This is a genomic window from Nostoc sp. MG11, from assembly GCF_014904695.1.
GTDB lineage: Bacteria > Cyanobacteriota > Cyanobacteriia > Cyanobacteriales > Nostocaceae > Komarekiella.
Genome location: NZ_JACXXN010000013.1, coordinates 31,230 through 56,891 on the forward strand (window position 1 = coordinate 31,230; position 25,662 = coordinate 56,891).

Here is a 25,662-nt window from a genome sequence, read left to right on the forward strand (position 1 = left end):
ATCGCCCAAAACTTTTCAAACATCCTCTTAGAGTATTAGAGTTAAAACTAAGCAGATTAGTTACTAAAGCTTCTCCATAGCAGAGTATCTAGTTAATCATGTGAAATTGCTATGTATCGAGATTCTTAGTCATATCCCATATTTAATTCTTGAGCTTGAGCGGCAAGCTCATCAAGAGTTTGCATTCGTAAAGCATCAATGCGATTTTTGTAATCAATTAAATCTTGATAACGCACCCGTCGCCGTGTACCTACTTTACGGTATGGCATCTCTCCAGATTCCAATAACCCTACCAAATAAGGACGAGAAACATTTAAGATATCAGCTGCTTCTTGTGTTGTCAGCTCTGCATGCACGGGCATAAGAGTAATAGCATTACCTTTAGCCATTTGTGCCAAAATATCAACAAGCAAACGAAAAGCCTCTGCTGGTATAGTAACCGTTTCGCTTGTAGTGTTATCTTGCACAACCTTGATAGTACGGTAAGTATCATTATTCTGTATATATGATGCTAAAGTTTGACTACTAGTTTTAGCTAGGGTAGCATCCTCTTCTGTTGGTATAGCGGGTTTGCTAGTTTGGTATTTACTGAGTGTCATAGATATTAGCCTCTCTACGCTTAATATCGAATTGCACTCCATTTATCCATACGAAAATATGGATTGCAATTATCATTCACCTCATAATAGCTCTTATTCAAAATAAACGCAATGTACGAAATGAACGAAATAAACTTTGACATTATTCTACTAAATATCCTGGAATAGCAACAGACTTGGCATCGTTGCAGGTACTATGCCCACTGAGTGTAAGGTGGGACATAAATAAATCCCCTGTTAAAGCTGCTAGATTCTTCACTTGATTGTAGAGCAGAAGCTACAGAAGTTAGAGAGCAATGTTTGATTCTGTAGGAGCTAGGAGAGCGATCAGCTCAAAGCACCAGAGGAGAAAAATACTTTCCAAAACCCGAAAGCAAGAAACTCCCGCACAAAATTTCTTACTTTAGTTACCATAGGCAAGCCATATCAATGATTTTGATTGCCAATGTTATTCACCCTTCTTGCTCGGTCGAGGTTGGGGGATGCATAAAGTCTTGAATCAATGCTTCGCATCTCTATTGTTCAGGCGCGGCTATTATTAAAAGGAAAATGAAAATTATTTCTCTATTTTTATGCCTATTTGAGATTCAGAAGTTGAAGCAGATTTTGAAGCTTGAAATTATTCCAACTCAAAGCTACTGAAGTTTCAATAGTTAAATCTCCTTGTTTAAGATTAGTCATCAAAGCAGAACCATTTTCAAGATTATGGAAAAAAGAATCTAAAAGCTGCAATTGATTTCTAGGAAGAGTATAGTAAACCTTATTATTTTCAATTTTAACCTCTTTTGGTAAAGCTCCATTGGGAAGTTTCCCTCCTAAAAATGTTGTCCAACCTGCAATGAGGTAACGGTAAACTATCGATTCAGTCTCAAACTGAGGGGATTTCAATAAGCGAAGCTCCCCTTCAAGGCAATTTTCATGAAGAGTTATTTTCTCAGGAGTAAAATGTAATTTCACTTGAATTTTCTTGTACTCTATTGTCGCAATAAGTCCCTCTTCAGAGTGTGTTACTAAGCTTTTTAATTGCTCAACTCTAGATTCGGCTTGTTGGCAGAGAAGTAAAACCATTTTTTTTGTCAAAGTCAACTGTTTAGCTTCTGAGCTAAACATAATGTATTCTTCTAGACTTATTTTTAGAAATTGTCTAGACTCCTGAAACATTGCTGTAACTTTGTTAAATACACCCATATTTAGTTATTTAGAGAAGATAAAATTATTGGAAGCCGAACTGTCCAGGTTGATAGACTTGATAGCACTTATAGGGTTATTATTTCCATCGGAACAAAAACCGGGATAAACTGCACTACATACATACTGCAAAAAGTATTAACAGCCTAAAATCTTTATTCAATCGTGGATTAGCTACTAGTAATGTTAAAAAATCAACTACTAAATCCATCGACACAATCCTTATGAGTAGGCGTTTTGAGATTAACCCGGTTTTTTGTTCATTTGCTACACTTTCCCCTTTTACCTCAAGTAGAGAGAACTAGCTGTCATTTTTCTCCTTATCATTATTATTTAGTTCATCTCCAACACTCTCTGCGAGCCAAGTTGCACCAGCCCCAGCAGCCGTAAGCCCAATAACAGCAACTACCCCTATAGGTGCAGCTATAGCTACAGCACCAACTCCAGCGGCAACTGTTGCAGCTTTTACTACTTTCCCCAAAGTAATCTTTTCAAGTCCAAACATAATGCTGTCCCAAAAATATTTAGGTTTCCATTTATAAGTATTCCCATAAAATTTGGTTGAATTATCATAATCGGACGACGATTTTTTGAAGCTGATGCTGAGCCAAGATAGAGATACTGTTAGCGGGTAGTATTACATAGTTTTGAGTTCGGGAGTCAACAAGTTTGAACAAAGACCGAGCGCAACATTGAGCAGAGACTAGCTAAAAAAGAACGATGGGCTACGCCCCGCCGGAGGCGATCACACTCCATTATGGTATTGTGGTGTAACTTTATCGGACACAATCAAGCCACATAAAAATATCAATGTGAAAATGTGGTTTTAACTACGCTATTCCATTTAATTAGTAAGATAAACTTGCCGTATGTATGTCATCAAACTACTGACCTTCATTTAGTAATCAAAAAGGCATAAGCAATGAGTAAAGAACAAGTCAAAGTAATATTATGGGAAGAAAACCAAAAAGATTTTCTAAAAAAGTTTTATGATATACAATTTACTCCCAGAATAGGAGAAGAAGTTTACCTAAAAAAGGAGAAATGGAAAGTAACCAGAGTTGAGCACGATTTAGAAGTTAGTGAGATTAATGTCTACATGGAATTAATCAAAAAAGCCAAGCAAGAGAAATCATCTAATTCATAAATACAAGTAAATACACTCAACTATTATAAAAGGGAGGTTATTAGCCTCCCTTAATTCTGAGAATAGATATATTGTCAAGTGTAATTTATAAATCTTTATGCAAGCCGCGATGTCTACGACGGACTAAGCCTACGCACAACAACAGTTGCGGCCAAATGGTGACGATCAAACTGTGAAAATACTGCGTCAACTTCCCCATACCCAATCTTGTCTGTGACGATACACTAGAAAAGTAAAGAAATGTAAACAAAATAAATTTTGCCAACATGGAAACCGTCACATTGGGACAAAACGGTCCAGCTGTTACACCCCTTTGCATAGGCACTTGGGCTTGGGGTGATAAACTCTTTTGGAATTATGGCGATGACTATGGTCAAGAAGAGTTACAAGAAGCTTTTACAGCAGCTTTAGAAGCTGGTATTACCTTCTTCGACACTGCGGAAATTTACGGAATGGGAAAGAGTGAGAAGTTTTTGGGGCAATTCTTGCAAAAGACACAACAACCTGTGCAGATTGCTACAAAATTTGGCCCCCTACCGTGGCGATTTACAGGTCAATCGGTTTCCGATGCCTTAACAGAAAGCCTCAAACGCCTTCAATTAGAACGAATTGCCCTGTATCAAGTGCACTGGCCTTTTGCTTTCCTTTTAAGTCAAGAAACTCTGATGAACGCCTTAGCGGATGAGGTGAAGCGGGGTAGAATTGCCGCAGTAGGTGTAAGTAATTACTCGGCAGAGCAAATGCGAGACGCGCACCAAATATTGGCAGCCCGTGGAGTGCCTTTAGCCGTAAACCAGGTACGTTACTCTTTAATTACTCGCCAAATTGAAAGTAAAGGTATTATGGCAACTGCTCGTGAGTTGGGTGTGACTATCTTTGCGTATAGTCCTTTAGCGCAAGGATTACTCACAGGCAAGTACACTATTGATAGTGCGGAAACTCCCAGTGGTGCTAGAAAAATAGACCCACGCTTTACTAAAGAAGGCTTGCAAAAAATTGCACCAGTAATATCTTTGCTACGCAGTTTGGGAAAAAAATATGATCGCACCCCTGCTCAAGTTGCTCTCAACTGGTTAATTGCTCAAGGGAACGTCATTCCCATTGCTGGGGTAAAGACAGCCCAACATGTACGACAAAATGCTGGTGCTTTGGGCTGGAGACTAAGCGAAGATGAAATTAAGCAGCTAGAGGAAGTTAGTCGCCCTTGGCTGTAGTATTTCTTACTCAAACACAGGGGGCCACAGTTCTGATACTGTTAGCTCCCAGGCTGGTAATAAGTCTAGTAGTATCAGTTTGTCGTTGTCTTGCAAGACTACTGGTTCTTGGTTAAGCCGATAAACTGTTAGCGTCAATTTATCAGGGTCAATCAAGATACCAACTGTACATCCAAGTTGTAAAAATAGCTGAATCTTTTCTACTAGTGGTTTGATGCGGTCTGACTTAGATTTTATTTTTACCATCAAGTCAGGTACTAGCTCTACAAAATCTCGCTGGCTTTTCTTGAGTCTATCAGCACGAACAAAAGACACATCGGGAGCGCGGAGATTTCGTTTTTCGTTATCAGTTTCTTTGCCGTTTTCAGTTTCTAATGTAGGCAAAATAAAACCAGCGCTAGAACCAGTTACCCGTCCCAGCCGCTGTGGACGCACATAGTTGCCGAGCAATCTAATTAACTCAGCACCTATTTCCTCTGACTCATAATCTGATGGCCCCATAATAAGTATATTTCCGTCTACTAGCTCTATCTGCCATTCAGGATGCTCTGCTTGTAGTTGTTCTAAGTCTGTAATGGTGAACATAAGACCCCGGAAAATATATTTTTTATTATGTTCCTGCAAACTAACAGAAGAAATTAGCCGTCCTTTGGTGCAAGTCATTAGTCCTTTGTCCTTGTTTCTCACTAATGACAAATGACTAATGACAAGTGACTAATGACTAAGAAGCCGATTCCCTAGCTGTATGTGAACCTAGTTTTTTATTCGTAGGCGACACAGAAGACTCACGGCTGGTTGTCCGCAGCTTGGGCTTGGGAGTGCCATGTCTTTCTTCTTCACCATTACTGCTATCCGATTTGCTCCAAGAGGAGCGAGTGCGATCGCCAGAAGATTCACGACGTTTGTTAAGTCTGGGTTTGGGAGTAGGGCCGTTGTCTTCTTGGGGAATTTCTACATCTGATTGCAGCCAAGCGGGGCGAGTTTGATCGTAAGCGATTTGCAATGCAGCTGCGGCGATCGCCTGAGCATCATATTCTTCAATCAGTTCGCTAACTATCGGCAAAAATGAAGCCAAACGCTCACCTGTCAAAGCTTCTCGCACTTGTTCTTGCAATTTCAGGATGTGACGCGCTTCAATCTGTGCCCGCGTCGGAATCGATAGCAATTGCCAACTTTGGCGGTTATGGCGTTCAAATGTCTGTTGCTTGCGCCGCTCAAATGGCTGTACTAAAGAAATTGCTGTTCCTTCTTTCCCAGCTCGACCAGTACGACCAATACGGTGGACGTAGGTTTCCACGCTATCGGGTAAGTCGTAGTTGATCACATGCGACAGTTGATCGACATCCAATCCCCGTGCTGCAATATCAGTTGCTACCACCCAGCGCACTTGGCGATTGCGGAATCGGCTCAATAACCGCTCCCGTGCTTGCTGCGATAAGTCGCCGTGGTATTCATCGACACTGTGACCAGCTGCTTGCAGTTGATTGGTGAGTTCTGCGGCTGTGCGTCTGGTACGAACAAAGATTAAAGCTGTTTCTGGGTCTTCCATTTCCAGAATCGGCTGTAAAGCTTTGGCTTTTGTCCAGTGGCGGGGAATCAGGTAAGCTACCTGATTGATTTTGTTGGGAGCGGCTTTTGGCTGCTCAACGGTAACTGTTGCAGGCGATCGCAAAAACTTATTCACCAACATGCGAATCGATGGTGGCATTGTTGCCGAAAATAAAGCTGTTTGGCGATCTACGGGTGCTTGGGAAAGAATTTTCACCACATCGTCGATAAAGCCCATGCTCAACATTTCATCGGCTTCATCCAACACAAACCACTTCACTTGATCGAGCTTTAAACAACCGCGATCCAGCAAGTCAATTACTCGTCCTGGCGTACCTACTACCATGTGAACGCCACGTTTAAGTTGTAAAATTTGGCGGTCAATTGATTGACCACCGTAGATTGCTAACACCCGCAATCCTTCATTGCCAATAAACTGCTCAATAGCATCGTGAACTTGCATTGCTAATTCACGAGTTGGTGTTAAAACTATGGCTTGTACGGCTCTTTGATTAATATCCAGCCGCTCTAAAATTGGCAGTGAAAATGCTGCTGTTTTACCTGTTCCAGTTTGAGATTGACCCACTACATCACGACCCGCCAGCAGTTGGGGAATGGCTTGCACTTGAATGTTAGTTGGTTCGGTAAAGCCGATTTTTTCTAGTTGCTCGACGCGTTCTTGGGAAATACCTAATTCTTGAAACGAAAGATTCATCAACTCTCCTAAGATTTTATTTTGGATTTTTTGGATTAGTCGTTAATCATTAGTCTTTGATTATTGCTTATTGGTCATTTAACAAAGGACAAATGACGACTTAGTTATTGACAACTTGACCATAGAGATCGTATGTATCGGCGTGGTGGATCGCTACTGGCACGATCGCTCCTAACTTTGCTGTGCCTTTAACATAAACTTGACCATCGACCTCTGGAGAAAATCTACCTGAACGACCGATTAATTCACCACTTTCAGGATTTTCTTGCTCAATCAGGACATCAACAATTTTGCCTACTTCCTGTTGATTCTTCTTTTGAGAAATCGGTTGCTGGAGTTCCATCAGCTGGTATCGGCGGTCGTCCATCACTTCTTGAGGTAGCTGATTCGGTAGCTTATAAGCGGGGGTTCCCTCCTCAGGCGAAAAAGTGAAGACACCAACATGGTCAAATTCATGCTGCTGGACGAACTCTAATAGATGCTCGAAATGCTCTGTTGTTTCTCCTGGAAAGCCAACAATAAATGTTGTTCGTAGCACCGCTGATGGTAGCGCCGTTTTGATGCGATCTATAATCCCATCATTTACACGTCCTTGCCAGGGACGGTTCATAGCGCGAAGAATTTCCAGGTGAGAATGTTGTAAGGGCAAATCCAAGTAGGGCAAGACGTTGGGTGTTTCTTGGATTGCCGCTATGACATCTGGAGTCAGTCCAGTGGGATAAGCGTAGTGCATTCTGATCCACGGTACATCTACTTTGCCCAAAGCGCGAAGTAATTCAGCTAACTTTGGCTTACCGTAAATATCCAGACCGTAGTTAGTGGTGATTTGGGAAATTAGAATAATTTCCTGCACCCCTTGACTAACTAGTTGCTCGGCTTCCGCAACAATAGATTCAATAGTACGCGATCGCTGGTTTCCTCGTAGATAAGGAATAATACAAAACGCACAACGATAATCACATCCTTCGGCAACTCGCAGGTAAGCTACACCTTCGGTTGTAGTACGATAGCGTGGTGTAGTCTCGTCGGCAATGTAGGTTGGTTCGATACTAACCTGTTTGACCCGCTCGCCTTGTTCCACCCGCTCAATTACATTTACAATTTTGTGATAGTCGCCTGTACCTACCACGGCTACTGCTTCTGGCAACTCATCCAATAATTGTTCTTGGAAGTGTTGCGCCATGCAGCCAGTGATTACGATTTTTTTGTCTGCCTCTGCCAGCTCCACCAAAGTTCTAACAGATTCTTCTCTTGCTGCTTCGATAAAACTACAGGTATTAACAATAACGTAATCTGCTAATTCTTCATTTGTATCTACACCGTAGCCTGCTTGTACCAGCAGTCCTAACATATGTTCTGTATCAATTCGATTTTTCTCGCAGCCTAGGTGAGAAATTGCAATTGTTGGCTTATCACCCATATTTTGAAAAAATCTTCAGTTTTCTTTTCTTGTAATCAAACATTCAAGCACTAGCTCCGCTGTTTTACTATCAGCATCTTTATGAGGACAATGCAGTAGTAGATTACCACTGTCATCAACTGTCTGTGGACTAATGACCCTATCAATATATAGAAATAGAGGTCATGTTATGATATTCTTATCAATCTGTTCCCCAGGGTAAAATGAAGTGTCTTTGGGTACATTTGACACTTGTAATCTTTTTTAACAATTCGCCTGTTGGTACTTTATATTACCGCAGCGTGTGCGTTGTTAATTTACCCATCGGGAAGCCGCCCAAAGGGCTTGTTGTGAGAAGTCGCTACCCTCAGGGAAATCGCGCTCTTTGCGAGACGCTCTGTGAACGCGACTACGCCTAATAAAGCAGTAATGTTACCCTGGCGATTGGCTGAACCCAACTACAAATATGTGGGTGAGACGCCTAAACCACGGAAAGCTGCCTCGCGTCTTGTGAGTGGCAAACTCCTCTTGTTAGCCAGGTTTTATCTTAACATATCTTATGGGAGGTTTGACTTCAATTTCCGTCTTAGGATGGAGGCAGTAAACCGACCGTCAGAAAACACATTTGACTAGTTAGTTAAAAGTCAAGAGTCAATGGTCAAAAGTCAAGAGTCAAGGGGAGCCAGCGCTGTGGTGAGGCAGTCCGGTCTTGGGGGTTTCCACGCCAGTTGCTTCAAGTCGGCAGAGCCGCCCAACGCACTGGCTCCCCAGGAGGAACTGCCGTTAGCGCAGCGGTAGCGACGTAGGAGCGTCAAGGGTTTCCCGCGCCACTTGCCACAACGGGGGGAACCCCCGCAAGGCAGTGGCTTGATTTGAGGCGACTGGCGTTCAAAAATCCAGAGTCAATGGTCAAAAGCTCTTGGACTCTAGACTTTTGAACGCTAGATGCTAAGAAAGCGGGAACGCTAAAAGCGAACAAGTTGAGCCAATGTACTGGCCCCTCTAGACTTTTAATTTTGGACTCTGGACTCCGCGAGGCGGATTTAAAGACGTGGACTTATATCAGCTATTTAAAACTCACTCACCAATAATTGGCGTGGTTCACCTGCTACCACTGCCTACTTCACCTCGTTGGGGAGGTAGCTTAAAAGCGGTAATCGACCGCGCCGAACAAGAAGCTACAGCCCTGGCTAGCGGAGGGGTTGATGGGATAATTGTGGAGAATTTTTTTGACGCGCCGTTTACCAAAAATCAAGTTGATCCAGCAGTTGTGAGTGCCATGACTGTGGTGGTACAGCGGATACAGAATTTACTGACATTGCCTGTGGGCTTAAATGTTTTGCGAAACGACGCCAAAAGTGCGATGGCGATCGCTAGCTGTGTGCGATCGCAATTTATCCGCGTTAATGTTCTCACAGGGGTGATGGCAACCGACCAGGGATTAATTGAAGGAGAAGCTTATCAATTACTCCGCTATCGCAGAGAGTTAGGTTGTGATGTCAAAATCCTAGCCGATGTATTGGTGAAGCACGCCCGTCCTTTAAGTTCTCCAAATCTCACAGTTGCCGTGAAAGACACAATTGAAAGGGGATTAGCAGATGGGGTAATTTTGTCTGGCTGGGCTACTGGTAGCCCTCCTAACTTAGAAGATTTGGAACTGGCTTGTGGTGCATCAGGTGGCACACCAGTGTTCATCGGTAGTGGGGCTAATTGGGAAAATATTGATACACTGATGCAGGGAGCAGATGGTGTAATTGTTTCCAGTTCCCTGAAACGCCACGGACGAATTGAGCAACCAATCGATCCAATTCGCGTCAGTCAATTTGTGGAAGCCGCACGTCGGAGTTGGAACTCCAAAGGTGAAAGCAAATCGATTTCCTCAGTGAAGCTACATTAAGTACTGGGGACTGGTGACTGGTGACTGGGGACTGGGGAAGAGTTTTCTAATCCCTAATCCCTAATTCTCAACCTCCAATTCTCAATACCCAATACCCAATGCCCATTAAGCAATAGCAGTTTATGATTCGCCGCCGTTCTACCCCTTGGATTCATAAATGGTCGCGCCCATTGATGGGGGCGATCGCTGGATGTGGTGCCCTAACAACAGGTTATATCACCATAGAAAAGTTAACAGGAGGCAGTGCAGCTTGTCTGGCACAAGCTGGGGCCAAGGGCTGTAATGATGTACTCTCCAGTCCTTGGGCAACGGTTTTTGGTCAGCCATTAGCCTTGTTTGGGTTTTTAGCGTACACCAGCATGATGATATTTGCTTTGGCTCCCTTAGCAATTAAACCAGCTGAAAATAAGGAGAAGCGTCAACAGCTAGAAAACTGGACATGGTTGCTGCTATTGGTGGGAGCGATCGCAATGTCTATTTTCAGCAGCTACTTAATGTACCTGCTAGCATTCCAAATCAAAGCCTTCTGTCTTTACTGTATCGCCTCAGCTTTGTTCTCTCTCAGCCTTTTGGTACTGACGATTATCGGTCGTGATTGGGAGGATATTGGGCAAATCTTCTTTACCGCCATCATTGTCGGGATGATCACGCTGATTGGCACTTTATGGGTCTTTTCTGGCGTGAATCAACAAGTTGTTACACCCGCAACACCTGGACAACCTGTAAAAATTTCCTTTACTCCGCAAGTACAGCCTAACCCAGAATTCGGTTGGGAAATTACTACCGCCTCTGGTGAGGCAGAAATCTCTCTAGCGCGCCACTTGGCCAAGATAGGCGCTAAAGAATACAGTGCTTATTGGTGTCCTCATTGCCACGAACAAAAGCTGCTTTTTGGTAAAGAAGCCGAACAAATAATCGACGAAAATATTAAAGTAGAGTGTGCTGCCGATAGCCCAAAAGCTCAACCAGAACTATGTAAAGCCGCAAAAATTGAAGGCTTCCCCACTTGGATAATCAACGGTCAAAGCTATAACGGAGTGCAAAACTTGGAGGAACTGGCCAGAGTTTCTGGTTATACAGGTTCTCGTAACTTCAAGTATTTCAAGTAGTTGTCCTAAAAAAGCTTTTTTGTAACAACTTGGATTTTAGAACTAATAGTCAACTGATTTGGGATTTGGATTTGCGATCGCCCAGCGTTCGTGAGTCTTGTCTACTACGGCATCTAGCTGCGCGGATTACACAAAGGGGGAACGGACTTCTTAAAGGCGGAGCATGAACCAGAACAAACACCCCTAATCCAGAATATGTTTTGCAAAGTTGAGCCACTGCTTGACTGGGGTTCTCCGGCTTGTTCGCTCTTAACGTTCCCGTAGGATAGCAAGTGGTGTCTGTTCGCCTCTATCCGACGCTCAAACTTTCCACAAAATCTAAAATTGGCAGTCAACTGGATGAATACAGCAAAGTCTGTTTCCAGTTGGCTTTTTTGTTTTCACTTTGACAATAAATCTGTGAGTTTAATTAAGAAAATTTTACCAAATGAGCCTTTTAACGTTGAATTCGTCGATCTCACGTTAAACAATATTTATACTGAACTTGTGCTGATAAATACAAAAGTTTCAGTTGCCGTTTAAGCAGATAATTAGTACTAATGAATGGTAATAGATCAGAACTACCCAGAATTATATTGAGGAACCTCATTCTCATTGAAAAGATTTCTAGAAAATCTGTATAGCTTCCAAGTGAGCTATATTCGCCAGGTAGTTGATAACTATATGAAATATACAATATTTCTCCCCACTAGGTAATGGGAATGAATAAGCAGCTAGGCAAGCGTTTTGTGAAGTTAATGTTTGGACTGAAACAACCGCTTAGTCGAGGAAAAAAGGAATTTATTACTGCTACCAGCGTTGCTATCTGTATCTTGGTTTTGCGCTCTATCGGATTATTTCAATCTTTAGAATTGGCAGCTTTAGATCAATTTTTTCGCTTACGTCCCAATGAGCCGCCCGAACAGCGCATTACTATTGTAGCGATTGATGAGGACTCTTTAAGCAAAGTTGGTTCCTGGCCAATTCCAGATAGCGATATTGCCAAGTTATTGCAAAAATTAAACGCCTACAAACCCCAGGCTATTGGCTTAGATATTTATCGGGATTTGGTAGTACCCGGTAATAATTTAGCAGAAAAGCCTGTTAATAAGGAACTGCTTGATGCGTATAAGTCAATGCCAAACTTAATTGGTATTGAACTGTTAGCCAATGACAAAAACAAAAATGGCAAGAACAAAAATGTTGGTGTTGCACCCCCATTAGGGCTGAATCGAGATCAAGTAGGTTTTAACAATGTAGTGTATGACCCTGATGGCAAAATACGTCGCAGCTTGTTGTATTGGCACGTTAATGAGTATCGGGTACACGAAAGTTTTGCTCTGAAACTGGCTTTATTATATTTAAAATCACAGGGAATTACTCCCATCAAAGCAGCTAGCAATCCTGAGTATTTACAGTTGGGTAAAGCAGTGTTTACTCGTTTTAAGCCAAATGATGGTGCTTATGTCAGAGCTGATGCTGGTGGCTACCAAATTTTGTCCAATTTTCCCAAACCTGGATGTTCAAGTCTATCTGCTGAATTCTGTGGTTATCCCCAGATATCTATGAAAGATGTACTGGCAGATAAAGTTGAAGAAAACTTGATCAGAGATCGCATTGTACTGATTGGTTCCACCGCACCCAGTCTTCAGGATTTTGTATTTATTCCCTATTCCAGCCGTTTTATGGGTACAGCAACCCCTGTATCTGGTATTGAACTGCAAGCTTATTTTATTAGTGAGTTAATCTCGGCTGCTGTTAAAGGGCGACCTTTACTCGCAGTTTGCTCTGACTTAGTGGAAGACTTGTGGATTTTTATCTGGTCTTATGTGGGAGCAGTTACGACATGGCGAATACGACACCCGACTAAGAGCCTTATCAGTATCTTAGTTTCTTGTTCCATGCTGAGCCTGAGTGCCTATCTTACTTTCTTGTATGGTTTGTGGATACCAATCATTCCTCCGCTGTTTACTTTTGGCATCTCAGCTATTTGGATGACCAGTCATATTGCTCATATGCAAGAAGAGTGGAAACGCTCTAAAGAGTTTTTATATCACGTGATTAATACGATTCCTGACCCAATTTTTGTAAAAAATGAACAACATCAATGGATTGTTTTAAATGAAGCTTATTGTCGATTCATTGGTTATCCCAATAAGTTGTTAATTGAAAAGTCAGACTATGACTTTTTTCCTAAACATGAAGCTGATATATTTCGACAACAGGATGAGTTTGTTTTCCGAACTCAACAACCTCAAGAACATGAAGAAGAATTTACCGATGCTAGTGGTCAGACTTATCAAATTGCCACTAAGCGATCGCTCCACAAAGACGCAGCTGGCAATTTCTTTTTAGTTGGTGTCATCCGAGATATTACTCAGCGCAAGCGAATGGAGGAGCAACTCAAACGTACAGCTGCCGAGTTATTCCGCTCCAACAATGAATTAAAACTTAAAGAGGATCATTTGCGTTATCTGGCATATCACGACTACCTTACTGGTCTATCCAATCGTAAATTCTTCGTAGAACAACTTCGAGAGTCCCTACATTGGGCACAAACCAACAATCTGTTACTAGGATTACTATTTATTGATTTAGATGGCTTTAAGCAAGTCAATGATACTTTAGGACACGAGATGGGCGATCGCCTACTAGTAACTATCGCCCAAAGACTCAGCCACTCCCTACGCGCTAGCGATACAGTTTCCCGCTTGGGTGGTGATGAATTTACCGTGATTTTACGGGCAATTCCCAACGTACAAGTAGCGGCTAAAGTCGCCGAAAAAATTTTAGCCAGTATAACCGAACCAATTGTTTTGGATGGATACACTACTAGAGTTTCTGCCAGCATTGGCATCAGTGTTTACCCATACAACAGTCAAGATAGTGAAACCTTGATTAAACAGGCAGATACCGCAATGTACTATGCTAAGCGCTTAGGTAAAAATCGCTACGAGTTTGCTTAATTAGTTAAAAGTAAAGCTTCCAGACTATTCTCAATCAAGTTAATATTTTTACCGTGAAATTACGAGTAATGAGCTTGAGCTTCATGCATTGCGTACACACTTAAAAGATTACTTTTAGGTTGTTACGGATATCTAGCAAGTCTTTGTGACTTTTTTTGAAGATTAAACTCAATAATAAACCTAGAAAAGTAGTTAGTAACCAAGAAGATAAGCTAGCTTATCTATTTTGCTTGCAAGTATTATTACTCAAAAAAAGATACTTGTACTTATTCGGTTTTTTTTATAAGTTATTAAAATAATTTTTTCTGTAATGCCCGTAAAATAGAGTTTTTGCTGTTTGAGGTTTAAATATCTTTACTACCATAAAAGTTTTACTATACTAATATTAAAGTAATATTGATATTCTTTCAGTTTTGTTATTCATTGAACATAGTGTTTATACGCATAATTATTAAAAAATTATTAATACGCAGTAAATTTGGCAATTTACTCGTGGCAATTAATTAACATCTCTAACTTTAGACTGATGTAAAAACGGTATATTAAGAATATTTCTTAGGTGTTAAGACTATTTAACAGTAATAAATTGACGTTGATCTGCAATTTAGTACCACAATTACTTATTTACACCACCGTACATTGAATTAAGTTGGAATCTTGGTGGAGCAAAATGAGTGAATATACTGATTTAAACAAAAAATACTTACTTAAATAAAAATACAGTGGATTTACTTAAAAAGATGAAAACTAACCTAAGGATCACAAAATTTGTAATGTTTTGTATAAGCATTTATGTTCTAATTCCGAATATTACTGATTGCACAGTTGTCTTTGGTAGCGTGACTGCTAATAGTTTTAATGCTTCTAGCAGCGATAGTTCAATAACCAGCAAGGTTAATCCTCAGGGTTTAAAAGACATATATGTTCCACCAAATTATGGTAGTCCTGACAGTCAGTATGGTAGCGGCACTCGCTAGCTAATACATACAAAATTAATAATTAAGCTGAGCAAGTTTTTCAAAAATAGATTGAACATACTCTATATTAAAAATATTTTGAAAATCAGGTAAGAGGTAATGAAATCTTCAATCCTGAGTTGTCGCGCAACGTGCTTTTTGCGCTCACTCTTGTTTATAGATATTCTTGTAAAATACAATATTTTAGATATAAAGCCACAAATGAACAATAATTTATCGGTGTTTATCTGTGGTTACTTTTTAACTTAATCCACATTTTTACAATAAGTTTATTTAATAGTCTCTAAAAACTATTTTTTTTAGATTAGTTCAACAAAATTTTGGTATAATATCTGAGAAAAAACTAGCTTTTCACATTTTTTAATACTGAGTCTTTTGCAAAAGTCCGAAAATTATTAGTGTCATTCTGACCAGAACGTAGTGGAAAGTACCCCTACACAAAAACCAAGCTACGCCTTGGTTCCGCAGGAAAGAATCTCCGAGATGTTTCGCTTCTCTGCGAGACGCTACGCGAATGCTCAACATGACAATTTAAGCATTTATGCAAGAGAGAGGTTTACTGAATCTGTGTTCTATAACTAATTAAGCGGACATGATATAAAAGACTTGATACAGGCACTTTACAATACGTTCACCACTTAGCCAAACAATATATTTTTGGGCAATTTAGTATCAGCAGCTAAAATGCTTTAAAGAATTTTTAATTGTTTACGACTGGAGATTTCCACCAGTTATTTGTTTGCACAAGTGTATGGGCTTGCCATTCTGAATCTGTTTGAGGATAATCTAGACGGTAGTGTCCACCACGGCTTTCGGTTCTAAAAGCAGCACTTTTGAGAATTAAATCAGCCACATCTAATAGATTGCGGGTTTCTGCCCAAAGTCGCAATTGCCGTTCAACATCTGGTAGGTTGAAATTAGCTGGTTCTTTTGGACGTAAAGAAAGCAAGAATTGACTCAAAGGCAAAGCAGCGAAATCTTGCTGCCAAGATTCAATAGTGGCGATCGCCATCTCCAAACCTGATTGTTCCCGACAAATACCAGCACTTTGCCATACAAGACGTGGTAACTTCTCTCTTAGTGTTTCTAGCTGTACTTGTTGGGTTTGCCATTCATTGGTATCAACACTAAACTCCCGCAATGCCAGTAATGGTGTTTCTGATGGTAGCTCAATATCTGTCAACTCAATATTAGCCATCTGTGCCCCAAACACGATACATTCCAGCAAGGAATTACTGGCAAGACGATTTGCCCCATGCACTCCAGTACTGGCAGTTTCACCCACTGCGTACAAACCGGGGAGACTTGTGCGGTTCATCAGATCCGTGGCAATACCGCCCATCCAGTAATGAGCAGCAGGGGCTACAGGAATTGGTTCATTGAAGACATCGATACCCCAATGCTGACAAACTTTAATGATGTTGGGAAAACGATGACGAATCTTGTCGGCGGGAATGGGGCGCATATCTAACCACACATGGGCAGTGGCAGGATCGAAGGCGGTGCGTTGCAAATGACTGAAAATTGCTCTACTCACAATATCTCTAGGTGCAAGTTCACCAGCAGGGTGATAGTCAAAAGCAAAACGTCGCCCTTCGTTATCAACAAGGTGTGCGCCTTCGCCGCGTACAGCTTCACTGATGAGAAAGCGATCAGCACCAGGTTTGGTAAGGGCTGTAGGGTGAAATTGGACAAATTCTAAATCCCGGAGGATGGCCCCGGCACGATATGCGATCGCTACCCCATCGCCAGTACTCACGGCCGGGTTAGTAGTCTGAGCAAATACCTGACCACCGCCACCAGTTGCTAATACCACAGCACCAGCCGATACCCATGTAATTTTACCTTGATAGAACAGGCTAATTCCTTGACAGCGAAAAGTCGAGCCAGTGCGTTCCTGTTCCTGTCTCCTTGCGTCGGAAAGCAACTGGTGTGGAGCGGCGGAAGCCGCCGAGCCAAACTTTTCAAGACAGCGACTACTTTCGGGTTCAATCCACAAACTTAAAGCCAAAGCTTGCTGGATGACTTGAATGTTCTGGCGACGTAATACTTGAGCAGTTAGGGTGGTGGTAACTTCCCTACCTGTGGTGTCGGCGGCGTGGAGAACACGGTTACGAGAATGGGCAGCTTCCAAAGTTAAAGCCAAGGCTTTACCATGACGATCAAAAGCTACACCTAAGTTGACCAAGGATTGAATGCAGCTAGGGGCTTGTTGAGCGAGGAATTCTACAGCGAAGCGATCGCACAAAAAAGCACCTGCCCGGATCGTATCTTCAATGTGCAGCGAAGGAGAATCTTCCGGGGCAACCGCTGCAGCAATGCCACCTTGTGCCCAATCACTGGCGGACAAAGCAACAGTTTCTTTAGTAATTAAGCCGACTCGCAAAGACTCTGGCAGACACAGTGCTGTGTACAGTCCAGCAGCACCAGCGCCGACTACTAAGACATCAAATTGGCTAGGAATATCTATCTGAGACAAGGTAAAGGGAGGGGGGAACGGGGCAAGGGGAGAAAAGGAGAATGGGAGGGAGATAAGGAAGAAAATTACTTCCTCTTTATCTCTATTATCTTCCCCATCTCTAATAGAAAATTCCCACTCCCTAGGATCAGGAGTGGGCTGCTTGTTACATCAGCTGCAATATGCAGTTATCTGTAGATACCATTGTTAAAGCGATCATCTCCCTCGTTGAAGGCAGGTTCAAATTCTGTCACGGTAAAGTGATCGAAGTTGGCTTGCAGAGTTTGTTTTTGGCGATCGCTTAATCCTGGAAGATCCAATACATCCTCAACCTTTTGGTAAGGAGCATTCTTGATGATTTTCTTAGCAAGGGTGGGATACAGCCCTGGATACTGTTGAAAAGCTCGCACGTTGGTATTATTCAAATCAATTTTTTTACCGAATTCGGTTCCTAGCTTAGCGTCTGCCCGATTCTGACGCTCAATTGCCAAAATCTGGACTTGAGGAAAAGCAAAACTGTTGAAACTAGCAGCTTGGGCTATCTGAGTTGTTCCCAGGCATCCCCAGCAGCCAAGTAACAAACTAAACACTGTTAATAAACGCACCAATCCTTTCACGATTTTCCTACCTCTTTCCATCAAACAATAAAAGCTTTAAGCCAACAGCTGTCAGTGATCACTAGTCATTGAGCATTCGTCATTCGTTAGAGTGCCAAAGCTAAACAACAAACGACTAAGGACAAAAGACAAAGGACATAGAACAAAAGCTGATAGCTTAATCAACACAGCAGTCATCAGAAACTAATATACAGCGTATTAATATCCACAATATTTGCCGTTACTGGGTTTGACTGTACTTTGTACTAAAAATTATTCTTAATGGTACAACTGCTAGCATTGCTGCCACAGCGCTACAACTCCATAAAATCCAGTAGTATGCTCGGCTAAATGAAAGTTTTTTGGGGTTTCTCTCTCTACTCGCCAATAGGCGATATTAAACCTGAAACCTTGCGATGTCTAACGGCAAGGCTTTCTCTTATCAAAGACGCTAGGCGTAGCTTGCTTCACCGCAGGAATACGCGTCTACGCTAATATCAAAACCCCAGCAGGGATGATATGATACTGCTCAATTTTATGTAATATTTCTTAACTAATAAATCATCTACAGCTAAGATAAACAAATAATTTATCACTGGGCTAATTATGTGTGATCGCCCATGAAAAGGCTGTTTTTGGGATATTGTTTGTAAATTGCACAAAGATGGACATAAGTGAGCGCTGGGTGATCGCCTCATGAATTAATTGTTGATTTTCATGCCCTCACAGCAGCTAGCAAAAATAAGCTGTCTACCAAAATTGTACTTAAAACTGCGCCACCAAAGGCGTACCAGTGTCGCTGCTCTTTGTATAAAGGTAAAACTCCAACTGTCAACAATACTAAGGCAAGAGCTATCGCCCAAGCTTGTCCCCAAGGTGTCTGTACTTGCGTTAGGGCATTTTGTAATATTTGCGTTGCGCCATCAGCGTCTACTCTCATAATTTGCCGCCAATAGGGCATCAAATCTACTAGATAGAAATATACATCTGTTAAGACTGTACCGAGTAAAGAACCTAAATAAAACCAGTTACCCACTTTGCCCCAATTCCGCACCAGACACCAAACGGCAAATGGTAGGCCTATAGACTCTACTGGCAAATGCCATAAAGGTTCCCAACGTAACCAGCCCCAATAAATCGCTCCTGCTAACCAACTCCAACTAAACCCTAAGAGCAAATCCCCCCAAACATAAGTTGCAGGACGTGACATCAATCTAAAACTCAACCACACCCAAAATCCTGTCAACGCTAGACTCAGACTTGGTAGCGATCGCACTAGTGGCGCTTCCACAAATATTGGCACTGATACCAAAAACACCGCTGCGGCAAACACCAACCACTTTTGGTATGAAGAAATAAAGACAGGCAAAGAAGGAGATGAGCAAAGTGTAGACTCTAATTCTCTGATGCTTCTCTGGCCAATGTCAGTTGAATCCAAGTTGGTATCAATAGAAGGGGTTGAAGCCGTGTAGGAGGACAATGTATTATTAATCAAAGTTTTTAATATTTGTTATTAAACTTTATCTTATTTAATGTATCACATTTAAAAATGCCCTAGGGGGGGATTTTAATTCTACTAGAATTTTGCCTGGGCTGTGTATCACCTGCAAAAGTATGAGAATACAAAAGAATTTTTGTAGAAGCAGGATGTTGCGGGAGCAGGGGAAGCAGAGGAGCAGGGGAGCACAAAGGGAATAAATTACTGACTGTTGATTCTTGACTCCTGTCTCCTGCTGGCTCAAACCTATTTTGAAGCACCTAGGTATCCTTTCTGGTATTGAGCCATACACTCAGGGACTTTTAACTTTCCCGCACTATTCTGTAAATTAATAACGTGTCTCTGTGAGAGATGAATGAAAAACCGATGTTTTCTTCAACTCTTTTCCTGGTAAGTTTCCCAGGTAGATGTTTGTGTAATTGGTTATAATCTCAGCGATCGCAGGTAAACTGATGGCTTTATCAAAACGTCAATGGTTTGTACTTCTCAGTGCAGGATCAGCAATTTTCTCAGTAGCCGCACCGCTCAAAGTTCTCAGCGCCCAGCCTAACCTAGGGGAAAATGGGGTGCAACAGATGAATATCTTGCAAGCTATTATTTTAGGCTTCGTGCAAGGAATGACTGAATTCCTGCCTATTAGTAGCACGGCACATTTAAAAGTTGTCCCTGTGGTTCTTGGTTGGGGCGACCCGGGGGTAGCTTTTACCGCTATCATCCAGCTTGGTAGTATAGCAGCAGTATTGTGGTATTTCTGGGGGGATTTGACGCGAATTATCAAAGGAACAACAAGAGCGATCGCCCTCAAAGATTACGACGACTACGAATTTCGGCTGTCTCTGGGGATTATTTTAGGAACATTGCCCATTGTCTTCTTTGGACTTTTGATTAAAAAGTTTATTCCAGATTTTGATAATTCACCTATTAGAAGTTTAGGGGCGATCGCTATTGCCTCTATAGTTATGTCGCTGTTACTGGGGTTAGCAGAACAACTAGGTAAACGTCAACGCGACTTTGAAAACCTAACAATGAGAGATGGGGTATTGATGGGTTTAGCTCAAGCTTTAGCATTAATTCCTGGCGTTTCTCGTTCTGGTTCCACCTTAACAGGAGGGCTATTTATGGGATTACAACGGGAAACAGCTGCGAGATTTTCATTTTTACTGGGTATTCCCGCCATCACGCTAGCGGGGTTAGTCGAGTTAAAAGATGTAGTTGGAGCCGGGTTGAGTAGTGCAGGAATAATTCCCCTCGTTGCCGGAGTAATTTCTGCCACAGTATTCTCATATATAGCGATCGCTGGTTTACTACGCTTCCTTAAAACCCAGAGCACCTGGGTGTTTATTTGGTATCGACTAGCATTTGGGGTAGCAATACTGGGGGCAATTGGAACTAGTTTGTTGAAGAATAGTTAATAGTCCCTTGTCCTTTGTCCTTTGTTCAAAGCAAAGACAAATGACAAATGCCCAATGCCCCATACCCCATGTCTACCATTCATCCTGCCCGTATTACCAAAGTATCACCTGATTCTATAGCCGCAGAAATTGGTTTTGAAGCGGGGGATGCGATCGTTGCAATCAACGGTACGCGTCCCCGCGATTTAATTGATTATCAGTTTTTATGTGCTGATGAAGTTTTGGAACTAGAAGTTTTAGACGCTGCTGGTAAAACTCATAGCCTAGAAATCGAAAAAGACTACGACGAAGACTTGGGGCTAGAATTTGAAACTGCTTTATTTGATGGCTTAATTCAGTGCAATAACCGCTGTCCATTTTGCTTTATCGACCAACAGCCACCAGGTAAGCGCACTAGCTTGTACTTGAAAGACGACGATTATCGTCTGAGCTTTTTGTATGGCTCTTACCTTACCTTGACCAATTTACCAGAAAGAGAATGGCAGCGTATTGAGCAAATGCGCTTGTCTCCCTTGTATGTTTCTGTTCACGCCACGGAACCCGAAATCAGAATCAGACTGCTAAAAAATCAGCGTGCGGGGCAAATCTTGCAACAAATTAAGTGGTTTCAAGAAAGGCGGTTACAAATTCATGCTCAAGTAGTCGTTTGCCCTGGTATAAATGATGGCGAACACTTGGAACAAACCCTAAGAGATTTAGCGTCCTTTTATACTGGCGAAGTGCCTGCGGTGGCATCAGTGGCAGTTGTGCCAGTGGGTTTAACACGATTTCGTCCCTCAGAAGACGAACTGATACCCGTAACTAAGGAAAAAGCCAAAAAAGTGATTTCCCAAGTGCGATCGCTTACCCGGCAATTTCGTCAACAGTTCGGTTCCAGCGTTGCTTGGTTAGCCGATGAGTGGTTTTTGATTGCAGGTGAGGAGTTACCAAGTGAATCTGAATATGAAGAATATCCGCAAATTGATAATGGCGTTGGTTCCATTCAGTTGTTTATCAGGCAGTTTGCAGCTGCGGCAGCAGAATTACTTCCGCCAAAAGTCTATCCTCAGAGAAAACTAACTTGGGTAGTGGGCAACGCAGTAGAAACGGCATTTCAACCCATTTTAAAACGGTTGAATTCTGTTGAGGGTTTAGAGGTAAATATGCAAGCTTTATGTAGTGATTACTGGGGGCAAAGTATCACTGTTACTGGGTTACTAACTGGTCATGATTTGCTATTGAATTTACAAGGGCAAGATTTGGGAGAAGCAATTTTGCTACCAAATGTAATGCTAAAACATGATGAACTGATATTTTTAGATGATATTAGTATTGAAGATTTAGCCCACAAACTGAATACAAAAATATTACCAGTAGCAGGAGTTGAAGATTTAATCAATACCTGTATTGCTCACAGCTTGAGCAATTAGCTATCAACAACTGTCAGCTTTTAGCGGTCTGTCAGTTGGGATTAAACCTTTTGTCAAAGCTAATGTTATGAAAATGAAATCATTGTCTTGGAAAGTTTGAGCGCTGACTTTGGTGCAAAAGCTTGGAGGGGGGCTTGTCGTGAGACATCAGAACTTTCCAATATAGTGTTTAGTGGTTATAAATATCCTTAGCAAGAAGCTTTGTTCTGTACGATTGACAACTGATTAATGACGTAATGACCAATAAAGATTAATTAACAACTAATAAAATTAGGAGTAACTAGTGAAGTATCAGGGAAGCATAATTAAAGATATTAAATTAAACATTAAAAAAACTGGATTTTTTATTTTAAATTTTAATTTTTTATTAATTAGTTGTTTAGGAATTTTGCCAGCAACAGCCGCAACAGAAGAACCTGTATTGAGCATAGTCCACAGTCAAGAAAATGCTAATCAATGGACAGGCATAACTGACCGCTTACAAGCAGTTGGAGTAAAGTATTGTGTAATTCCCCTAGCTAATGTGAAGAGTGTAACGGATTGGGGCGATCGCCGGGTATTGTTTTTGCCCAATGTAGAGACATTAACACCAACACAAGCGATCACTTTAGAAGGATGGATGAGCAAGGGAGGACGCTTGATTGCCAGTGGACCTGTAGGTAGTCTGTCAGCACCGGGAGTGCGCCAGTTATTGCGATCGCTTCTAGGGGGTTATTGGGGATTCAGTCTGAATGAAACAGAACAGATCAAACCCACAAAAACCAAAACGCAAGATTGGGCAACTCAAACTGGAATGTTTGGCAAAGTGCGCGGTGGCGTTGTGATTCCGAATGATTCCATAGCTCAAGCTGCTGCTGTTTGGAATTCTCAAGATAATCCTGCCGCCGTGGTGACAACTGAACGTTCCACATTTTTGGGCTGGCGCTGGGGTACGGATGCAACTTCAGCCGCAGATTTAGATAGTGCTTGGTTAAAAGCTGCCGTCAATCGTCATTTGACAGCACTACCAAAAGGCACGAATAAAGTAGAAGGAGGCTCACAAAGTTGCTCTATATCGGTTGCAACTGTCCCCACCACTCCCACATCTAGAATAGGCACTGCAACTCCAATAAAACCACCATCGGCTCAAAACTCAGGACAGGCTAAACACCCCGCTACCGATAACAGGACTAGGACTCAGGACTCAAAACTCACTACCGCCACTGCTCCTCAACCCAGACCGCTTCCCAAAGTTACGCCCCCACGTGCTCAAGAGGCTATTGATGAACTAGAACAAGCAGTGCGTTTAGATATCACACCCGACTCTAATACGCCGATTGATAACAATCAAGCGATCGCCCTTCAGCAAGAGCTAGAAAATCTAATTGGTCGGGTGGAAAGCGCCCATCTAGCAGCCTCGACGTATGCCTCTAGCGTCAGCGAAACGAAGTCTGATGATCCGCCGCGCTCTAGACGTTTACGCGCTCAGTCCTTAGAGGAACAGCAGACACAATTTGCCTCAACCAAACTTGGAGCACCAGTTAACAGCAAAGAGCAAGTAATAACACAAGCAAGACTAATAGCCAAAAACTTACCTCAGTTGATTGCAGAAAAGAATTATGCTCTGGCTCGTCAGCAGTGGTTGGAAGCTAAGGCGAGTTTGTGGAAACAGTTTCCTGTTGACCGCAGGTTGGCTCAGCCTGAAATCCGTGCTGTATGGTTAGACCGGGGGACAATTGTCCGTGCTGGTAGTGAGAAAGGACTAGCCCAAATTTTTGATCGACTAGCCCAAGCTGGGATTAATACCGTCTTCTTTGAAACTGTTAATGCGAGCTATACGATTTATCCCAGTCAAGTCGCACCACAGCAAAACCCGTTAATTCGCGGCTGGGATCCATTAGCAGCCGCAGTGAAATTAGCCCATAAGCGAGACATGGAATTACACGCTTGGGTTTGGGTTTTTGCTGCTGGTAATCAACGTCACAATGAGATTACCAATGTCAATCCTAATTACCCAGGGCCAGTACTTGCTGCTCATCCAGATTGGGCAAACTACGACAACCTTGGCAATATGATTCCTGTTAATCAGACAAAGCCATTCTTTGACCCAGCTAACCCCGAATTGCGGCAGTACTTACTCAAGTTATACGAAGAAATTGTTACGCGTTATGACGTAGATGGTCTACAACTAGACTACATTCGCTATCCCTTCCAAGACCCCTTTGCAGGTCGATATTATGGCTACGGTAAAGCTGCAAGAGCGCAATTTCAGCAACTTACTGGTGTAGATCCGCTGAATATTTCCCCCAGCCAACCGGATTTGTGGCAAAAGTGGACGACATTTCGCACCCAGCAAGTTGATAGCTTTGTTGCTCAAGTATCGCAGCAGTTACGGCAAAAACGAGCAAATTTGATTTTGTCTGTTGCCGTATTTCCTCTGCCGGAACTAGAACGGATTCAGAAAATTCAACAACACTGGGAACTTTGGGCACGCCAAGGGGATATAGATTTAATCGTTCCTATGACTTATGCCCTAGATACTTCTCGCTTCCAAAGGCTGGCACAACCCTGGATTGCCTCTACACAGTTAGGTTCTACGTTGTTATTACCAGGAATTCGTTTACTTTCTTTACCACCAGTCGGAGCCTTAGATCAGCTCCAATTGGTAAGAGACTTGCCAGTAAGCGGTTACGCACTCTTTGCCGCAGAGAATTTTAACAACGAGCTAGACAAACTTTTTAGTAGCACCCAAGGCAGGGTAAAACCCACAACCACTGAACCTATTCCTCACCGCCAGCCTTTTCAAACTGCTGCTGTTCGTTATACTGCCCTGCAACGGGAATGGAAGTTTGTTTTGCAAAATGAGCAACTGCAAATGCCTGCTAAGACGATTTCAGATTTTAACAACCAGGCAGAAGTTTTACAAAGTGCTTTAAATCAGCTTGCCAGTTCGCCTTCTGCCAGTAATTTGCTAGTGGCGAGAGCTTCGCTAACTCGGTTAAAGTCTCAATTTCGAGCATTGATGAGCCGAGAAGTTATAGATAATTTCTATCAAGTCAAAGTTTGGGAAAATCGGCTTGCAACTATAGAAAAGCTATTGCGTTACGGCGAACGGCGATCGCAGTTGCGTCCCCAGTGAAGAGGTCTACGGTGTACACACAAGTCTTTTAGAGTTGCCCCACAGGCTTTTGATCCCCCCAACCCCCCTTAAAAAGGGGAGCAAAAACCTCTCAAAGTCCCCCTTTTTAAGGGGGATTTAGGAGGATCTACAACGATTTTGGTTTTGTACAGAGATGTGTGTACACCGTAGGTGAAGAGGTAGGGGGAGTGGGGGAGTGGGGGAGTGGGGGAGCAGGGAAGCAGAGGGGAATAAATACTGATTTTTGACTCTTGACAAATGACTCTTAGTTCCCATTTTTAAATAATTATGCACTACTTGCTTTGTATTTATTAAAACAGCTTTTACAGTGTTTATCCTGAGATAATATTACTTAGTTAGCGTCAAAATATTAGAGGTTACTTAATAAACTACTTTAGATAACTATTTTTTGATAATAGCTATCGTAATAATC

19 protein-coding genes are annotated in these 25,662 nt (G+C 42.1%); 9 read left to right on the forward strand and 10 right to left on the reverse strand.

Annotation, left to right across the window (positions count from 1 at the left end; genetic code table 11):
• Positions 1 to 125: 125 nt before the first annotated feature.
• The 3 genes from HCR01_RS18920 to HCR01_RS18930 all read right to left on the reverse strand — a co-directional run bounded on the left by HCR01_RS18920 (position 126) and on the right by HCR01_RS18930 (position 2,292).
• On the reverse strand, positions 126 to 599 hold the full coding sequence (locus HCR01_RS18920) for a helix-turn-helix domain-containing protein (protein WP_193197660.1): 474 nt from the start codon (positions 597 to 599) through the stop codon (positions 126 to 128).
• A gap of 576 nt (positions 600 to 1,175) precedes the next feature.
• Positions 1,176 to 1,787: a hypothetical protein gene (locus tag HCR01_RS18925; RefSeq protein WP_193197661.1), complete on the reverse strand. Its 612-nt coding sequence runs from the start codon at positions 1,785 to 1,787 to the stop codon at positions 1,176 to 1,178.
• 301 nt (positions 1,788 to 2,088) lie between these two features.
• On the reverse strand, positions 2,089 to 2,292 hold the full coding sequence (locus HCR01_RS18930) for a hypothetical protein (RefSeq protein ID WP_193197662.1): 204 nt from the start codon (positions 2,290 to 2,292) through the stop codon (positions 2,089 to 2,091).
• A 417-nt stretch (positions 2,293 to 2,709) separates the two neighbouring features.
• Here HCR01_RS18930 and HCR01_RS18935 point away from each other — a divergent pair, with 417 nt between their 5' ends.
• A complete protein-coding gene (locus HCR01_RS18935; RefSeq protein WP_193197663.1) occupies positions 2,710 to 2,934 on the forward strand; it encodes a hypothetical protein in 225 nt (74 codons plus the stop codon).
• Positions 2,935 to 3,200: 266 nt separating this feature from the next.
• Positions 3,201 to 4,148 carry an aldo/keto reductase gene (locus tag HCR01_RS18940; protein ID WP_193197664.1) on the forward strand — a complete coding sequence of 316 codons (948 nt, stop codon included), beginning with the start codon at positions 3,201 to 3,203 and terminating at the stop codon, positions 4,146 to 4,148.
• A 6-nt stretch (positions 4,149 to 4,154) separates the two neighbouring features.
• Here HCR01_RS18940 and HCR01_RS18945 read toward each other — a convergent pair whose 3' ends face one another.
• The 4 genes from HCR01_RS18945 to HCR01_RS18960 form a co-directional block, all read right to left on the reverse strand.
• Positions 4,155 to 4,733: a Uma2 family endonuclease gene (locus HCR01_RS18945; RefSeq protein ID WP_193197769.1), complete on the reverse strand. Its 579-nt coding sequence runs from the start codon at positions 4,731 to 4,733 to the stop codon at positions 4,155 to 4,157.
• A gap of 136 nt (positions 4,734 to 4,869) precedes the next feature.
• Positions 4,870 to 6,411, reverse strand: coding sequence for a DEAD/DEAH box helicase (locus HCR01_RS18950; protein ID WP_193197665.1), 1,542 nt, complete (start codon positions 6,409 to 6,411; stop codon positions 4,870 to 4,872).
• A gap of 100 nt (positions 6,412 to 6,511) precedes the next feature.
• A complete protein-coding gene (gene rimO / locus HCR01_RS18955; RefSeq protein WP_193197666.1) occupies positions 6,512 to 7,831 on the reverse strand; it encodes a 30S ribosomal protein S12 methylthiotransferase RimO in 1,320 nt (439 codons plus the stop codon).
• A 644-nt stretch (positions 7,832 to 8,475) separates the two neighbouring features.
• Positions 8,476 to 8,625, reverse strand: coding sequence for a hypothetical protein (locus HCR01_RS18960; protein ID WP_193197667.1), 150 nt, complete (start codon positions 8,623 to 8,625; stop codon positions 8,476 to 8,478).
• Between the two features lie 236 nt (positions 8,626 to 8,861).
• On the opposite strand from HCR01_RS18960, the gene btpA reads away from it, so the two are divergent.
• The 4 genes from btpA to HCR01_RS18980 all read left to right on the forward strand — a co-directional run bounded on the left by btpA (position 8,862) and on the right by HCR01_RS18980 (position 14,738).
• A complete protein-coding gene (btpA, locus tag HCR01_RS18965) occupies positions 8,862 to 9,707 on the forward strand; it encodes a photosystem I biogenesis protein BtpA (protein ID WP_193197668.1) in 846 nt (281 codons plus the stop codon).
• A gap of 122 nt (positions 9,708 to 9,829) precedes the next feature.
• Complete coding sequence (locus HCR01_RS18970) at positions 9,830 to 10,816, forward strand: vitamin K epoxide reductase family protein (RefSeq protein ID WP_193197669.1); 987 nt, start codon at positions 9,830 to 9,832, stop codon at positions 10,814 to 10,816.
• Positions 10,817 to 11,517: 701 nt separating this feature from the next.
• Positions 11,518 to 13,761, forward strand: a complete 2,244-nt coding sequence (locus tag HCR01_RS18975; protein ID WP_193197670.1) for a CHASE2 domain-containing protein — start codon at positions 11,518 to 11,520, stop codon at positions 13,759 to 13,761.
• Between the two features lie 773 nt (positions 13,762 to 14,534).
• Positions 14,535 to 14,738: a hypothetical protein gene (locus HCR01_RS18980; protein WP_226889439.1), complete on the forward strand. Its 204-nt coding sequence runs from the start codon at positions 14,535 to 14,537 to the stop codon at positions 14,736 to 14,738.
• Positions 14,739 to 15,438: 700 nt separating this feature from the next.
• On the opposite strand, the gene nadB is transcribed toward HCR01_RS18980, so the two are convergent.
• The 3 genes from nadB to HCR01_RS18995 all read right to left on the reverse strand — a co-directional run bounded on the left by nadB (position 15,439) and on the right by HCR01_RS18995 (position 19,287).
• Complete coding sequence (gene nadB / locus HCR01_RS18985; RefSeq protein ID WP_193197672.1) at positions 15,439 to 17,217, reverse strand: L-aspartate oxidase; 1,779 nt, start codon at positions 17,215 to 17,217, stop codon at positions 15,439 to 15,441.
• 167 nt (positions 17,218 to 17,384) lie between these two features.
• A complete protein-coding gene (gene psbU, locus HCR01_RS18990; protein WP_193197673.1) occupies positions 17,385 to 17,813 on the reverse strand; it encodes a photosystem II complex extrinsic protein PsbU in 429 nt (142 codons plus the stop codon).
• Positions 17,814 to 18,507: 694 nt separating this feature from the next.
• Positions 18,508 to 19,287 carry a DUF3120 domain-containing protein gene (locus HCR01_RS18995; RefSeq protein ID WP_193197674.1) on the reverse strand — a complete coding sequence of 260 codons (780 nt, stop codon included), beginning with the start codon at positions 19,285 to 19,287 and terminating at the stop codon, positions 18,508 to 18,510.
• A gap of 455 nt (positions 19,288 to 19,742) precedes the next feature.
• Between HCR01_RS18995 and HCR01_RS19000 the strand changes: the two genes are divergently transcribed.
• From HCR01_RS19000 to HCR01_RS19010, 3 genes are all read left to right on the forward strand, one after another.
• Complete coding sequence (locus HCR01_RS19000) at positions 19,743 to 20,702, forward strand: undecaprenyl-diphosphate phosphatase (RefSeq protein ID WP_193197770.1); 960 nt, start codon at positions 19,743 to 19,745, stop codon at positions 20,700 to 20,702.
• Positions 20,703 to 20,770: 68 nt separating this feature from the next.
• Positions 20,771 to 22,111: a TIGR03279 family radical SAM protein gene (locus HCR01_RS19005; RefSeq protein WP_193197771.1), complete on the forward strand. Its 1,341-nt coding sequence runs from the start codon at positions 20,771 to 20,773 to the stop codon at positions 22,109 to 22,111.
• A 283-nt stretch (positions 22,112 to 22,394) separates the two neighbouring features.
• Complete coding sequence (locus tag HCR01_RS19010; protein WP_193197675.1) at positions 22,395 to 25,229, forward strand: glycoside hydrolase family 10 protein; 2,835 nt, start codon at positions 22,395 to 22,397, stop codon at positions 25,227 to 25,229.
• Positions 25,230 to 25,662: the final 433 nt, after the last annotated feature.